Raw genomic sequence first — 4,479 nt, forward strand, 5'->3', positions numbered from 1 at the left:
GAGCTTCCTCGCCGGCCTCCACCTGCGCGCCTCGATGATCTGGGTTACAGACCTCATCCGGAGCACCCGGTGATCACGACTCGATACGCGCCCTAGTTGGAGCACTGTCCTGCGATCCGCCCCACCATGCCACAGTGATCATTATCGTGAGGTCCAGTAACACCAGCAAGAAGGATTTCCATCGTCGGCGGCGCCATGGCAGACCCCTGCTGAATTGGTAGGGTAGGGAATCCAGTGTTGTGACTGTGTCGGCGCCCTGGCGCGCTTTGGGGAGATCAGCCAGCCTTTTTTGCAGAGCGATGTGCCGGAATTGGTAATGGCCGTCCGAGAGGCGGATCACCCCGAGCTGTCGGGCATCTTCAAGGAATGTCTGCGTTCGCCAAGGAAGTTGCCCTGTCGTGGCGAGCACAGCCCGGCCACAGTGCCATCGGCCCCAAGGTGTGCAAAGGAATACGAAGGCCGCCGCGAAGATCACGCTTGATAGCGTGAAAATCCAAGCTGCCGCTGGTTCCACGTTCCGTTGAGTAGCCCTCGCCAGTGAGCTGCAAGCCGCAATGACCATGATTACGGTCATGCAGGACAGTGCCAGATGTCGCTCACGCTTCAATCTCTCTGGGGAGTTTGGTGCCTGCCCAGGGCGAATAAATACCCGTATGAAATGGAAGATAAATGACAGGATCAGGACGATAGTGAGCATGGCAAGGGGTATTTTTTGCCAGGCATGCTCGCTGGTTCGTGCGAAAAATAGTGTGGCGGGTGCGGTGAGCGCAAGAAAAAGTTCTCGCCACCCGAACCACTTGGTGTCGGGGCTGGTCACCATTCTGTAGCCGTAGAGGGTGGCGGCGGGCATGGCCACTGAGGAGAATGACAGGAATATCACTGGAAGAATCTCGTAGCGCAGGCCCTGTAGAAAATCATAGCCGAAAGCGAGAGCCATAAGGGAAGCAATCAGGGAGAATTGGCCGACCAATATCGCGCCACGAGGAGCCGTGCGGGACCATTCGAGGTCGCGGGACTGTAGGTGTGAGAAGCGGCGGGCGAGGAAACGCAGGTGCGCCTTGGCCTTCCCTGCCTGCCAGCGATGCTTCCGGGGTTCGGTCGCGCTCGGGCCCGCGTCGAACACGGCTGGGACCAGGGCGTCCAGCAGGTGGTCCCGTACGGCCTGGGCGTCGATCAGGCGGTTCCGGTCGGCGAGCAGCTGCGGGCTGGTGTCGGTGGCCGTTCGCCTGGCCAGCCACAGCATCAGGGGCATTTCCAGGGCGGACGCCAGCACACCGCCCGGTTCTGCGCGGAGTTGGTCGACAACGGGAGCCCAGTGTCGGCGCGATTTCTCCTGCCCGCCCGTGAGGTACTGCTCCGCCACTTTCTCATCGACGGGCCGGGAGCGCAGCGTCAAGGCAGGTAGCGAATCCCTGCCCCCGGCCTCCCGGAACTCGCCCTCACGACAGGTCAGGATCACCGTGTCGGAGGGGGACAAGGTTCGGGCCAGCGCGGTGAGCACCAAGTCGCGTTGTTCCGGTGGTAGTTCATCAAGTCCGTCCAGAACCGGGAAGACCACCCCCGACTCGACGAGTTCGACCAGAACGTCCTGGCCGAGCCGTTTGTCGAGCGACGGATACTGCGCAGCCAACTGCCGGACGAACCAGACCCGGAGATGAACACGCTCGGGATCCCATGACGCGGCCGTCGTGAGCACTGGAAGAGGGATCGTGTGATCGGCCGCCGCACGTTCCCCCAGCTCCCTGGCGAGCAGCAGGGCGAGAGTGCTCTTTCCCGAACCGCCACCGCCCACCAGGACGAGGCGCCGCGCCGACATCGCCAAGAACGCGTCCACCACCTCAGCCGGGCTGGACAGAATCTGGCCCTCGCCGCTGGCCGCGCCGGCATCCGGACCCGGAAGCACTTCCCAGGGGACTCGCAGCTCGCCGAACTGGTAGAGCCCCCGCAAGGCCACCTCGTCGGCGGCACGCCGCAGGAGGGTTTGCCTCGCGACCTCCGCAGCGCTGGTCAGGCGGCGACCGCCACTGTGATGGACATGTACTCCACCGTGGACGACGCCCGTCTGGATCAGCTGATCCGCCCGCCCTGAAACGCTGTTGCGCACCTCACCGTTGTTCATCATGTCCCCCGTAAGCGCTCATTCACCGCCGTTCACATCGACCGGAATGCCGACCGGCCTGCCGGCATCCAGCCCTAATCCCGGCCCCGGTGTTCCGGCGCGGGGGCAGCGCCGAAGGAAACCCCGCCGCGGATCTCTCGCGTCTGCAGCACATTGCCCTGTCGGCCACCGTGATGGTGTTGTGCATCGATCCCTCAGTCCGCTCCGTGACCCGTACGCGCTCCTTGTCCCAGACGGCCAGTGCCCGTGCGAACTCGAGGTCGCTCCTGGCTCTGGCGCGCAGGGCGTCCACGAGAGCATCCGCCGCCGCAAGGTCGCCAGGGGCCCGCTCCCAGTCCTCCAGTTCCGGCACTCCCGGCCCGAACGGACGACGAACCAGCTCGCCCAGAGCGGTCCGAAGCTGGGGCCCGGCCGTACCCCATGCCCCGGCGGCCACCGCCACCAGCCCCGCAGCGGACATCGCATCCATCGTCCTAACCTCTCTGCTGCACAGCCGAATCCGTGAACTCATTCAAGCGTCTTCTATGAGCCAGGGCAGCGCAGTCACCCAAATCCCGTCATGCAGAGGCCACCTGCAGCATCTCTCCTCGCAGCGCTCCGCGCGGCGTAGTGGCGTCCTGCATGGTGGTGGATCCGAAGCGATCGACTGCTATAAGCCGTGAGAACACTTGCACAGGCCCTCTGACAGAGCAGCGAAATGCCAACCTAAGGGCCGCGCCCAGCAGATGAACGCCTTCACGTCGAGAGGCTGGTCGCCATTTTCCAGCTCCTCCGAGGACAACGGGATCGGCATCCCCCTCACCATCGGCTGCTGACGGACCGACGGCCGGGCGGCGCCACCTCGGGGAAGCGATCTCGATCGGTGTGGGAACTGCCTTCTTGAAGCCGCTGCGTCATCGCAGGTCACCCGATGCTGTCGGTTCGCCTGATCGGTGCGCGGCGGCCTTGTGCTGTTCGGTCAGATCTGGGCGAGACGATTCGAGAGGTCGAGGGCGGCGGTCGCGACCTTGAGTGCGGCGCAAAGGCCGAGCACCTCGTGGAGGGCGGGCCGGACCAGGCGCGGCCAGTTGTCCGGGGCGGCGCGCCAGGAGGCGAGATGCACTTCGGTGGTGGCGAGGCCGAGGTGAGCGGTGATGTTCCAGCCTGCGGTCGAGGCGGGCTCCCAGTGAAGGCGGATGCGGCCATGGGGGAGTCTCGGTGCTTCGGCGGACAGCCAGGTGACGTTGATCGGCCCATCAGGACGAGCGGAGACGCGCTGGACCAGGGCGCCGCGCACGTTTTTCGGCAGGGGGCGTACTGCGAGGGCGTGCAGCGGAAGGACGTGAGAAGGACGGGGACGTGACGAGATGAGAGGCTCCAGGGGGCGGGGTGATCAGGCCCAGGCGAGGGCATCGCTGATTGTTGCCGGGAGATAGTCCTCCTGGCCGTCGTCGGCGATGAATGCCTTGCCGTCCCGGACGACGACCTCCGTCCCCAGGTAGTGGGTGAAGGGGAAGTCGGGGTTGATGGCGAGGCGGATCGGCAGGTCGGGGTCGAGGGCCTGGAGCTGGCGGAGCAGGTGGCCGACGGTCAGGTAGTGGGGCACGAGATTCTCCGGGGAGCGGGCTGGTGTGGTGAGGCGCCGGGGCGTCGGCATGAGGGACGGGGGAAGGGGAACGGGCCGCGCAGCATGGCGGAGACGCTGACGGGGCTGGCGACGAGCGAGGTAACGCTTGCGGATCCCGTTCCGTTCGCGGGAGTCCACGGCTGTCGGAGACGTGGTCAGTCGTGGGCGACGAGGGCGGCGATGAATCCGGCAATAGCCTCGGCGGGAGTGTTGAGGTCGAACTCCTGGGTCCACAGGGCGCCTTCGACGGGCTGTAGCCGGACCTGTCAGACGATCTTTCGATTCCAGGCGGCGGGGGCTTCGGGGAGCCAGCCGATGTAGACGCGGCCGTCCGGGCTCGTCGCGTGGATGTTGGCCTCTGGGGTCTCGACGCTGGCCCAGCCAAGGTTGTCGAGGAGATCGAGCATCGGGGGCGCGCTGTGATCGGAGCAGAGCCAGCGCCGACGTTTCTCGGTAGGGCGGACGGTGGCGGGCAGGGCGGCGCTGCAGGCGTTCACGGTTGGACGATCCCTTCGTTGACCTGCGGTTTCTGCAGGCCCCCGTACGGTTACATGCGATGTGCCGACGTACGTAGTCCTTTCCCGGGAAGCGGCGTCTGCCATGGGCGAACTGGCGCCGACAGCAGAAGGCTCGCCGTCGGGGAATGGACCGGCGGAGGCGGCGTCGCGCCGAGTCGATATTGGACGAGCTGGCCCGCGCGGTGGGCCCGACGTTTCTCGGTAGGGCGGACGGTGGCGGGCAGGGCGGCGCTGGC

Annotated in this window: 5 protein-coding genes; all 5 read right to left on the reverse strand. The window is 65.9% G+C overall.

The features are described from left to right. Positions 1–73: 73 nt before the first annotated feature. Positions 74–2,122 carry an NACHT domain-containing protein gene (locus ACFWWQ_RS16885; protein ID WP_384596759.1) on the reverse strand — a complete coding sequence of 683 codons (2,049 nt, stop codon included), beginning with the start codon at positions 2,120–2,122 and terminating at the stop codon, positions 74–76. Between the two features lie 955 nt (positions 2,123–3,077). Further along, positions 3,078–3,395, reverse strand: a complete 318-nt coding sequence (locus ACFWWQ_RS16890; protein ID WP_384596761.1) for an esterase — start codon at positions 3,393–3,395, stop codon at positions 3,078–3,080. 96 nt (positions 3,396–3,491) lie between these two features. Next, entirely contained in the window at positions 3,492–3,704 is a 213-nt protein-coding gene (locus ACFWWQ_RS16895) for a hypothetical protein (protein ID WP_384596763.1), read from the reverse strand. Between the two features lie 176 nt (positions 3,705–3,880). After that, positions 3,881–3,961 (reverse strand): DUF317 domain-containing protein, encoded by an 81-nt coding sequence (locus tag ACFWWQ_RS16900; protein WP_384596915.1) that lies wholly within the window; start codon positions 3,959–3,961, stop codon positions 3,881–3,883. Positions 3,962–3,991: 30 nt separating this feature from the next. Further along, positions 3,992–4,222: a hypothetical protein gene (locus ACFWWQ_RS16905; RefSeq protein ID WP_384596765.1), complete on the reverse strand. Its 231-nt coding sequence runs from the start codon at positions 4,220–4,222 to the stop codon at positions 3,992–3,994. Between the last annotated feature and the right edge of the window lie 257 nt (positions 4,223–4,479).

Source organism: Streptomyces sp. NPDC059080, assembly GCF_042739975.1.
In the GTDB taxonomy this organism is placed as follows: Bacteria; Actinomycetota; Actinomycetes; order Streptomycetales; family Streptomycetaceae; genus Streptomyces; species Streptomyces benahoarensis.

Coding starts and splice junctions, on each gene's coding strand:
- ACFWWQ_RS16885 (WP_384596759.1), bottom strand. CDS start 2,122: ATGATGAACAACGGTGAGGTGCGCAACAGCGTTTCAGGGCGGGCGGAT.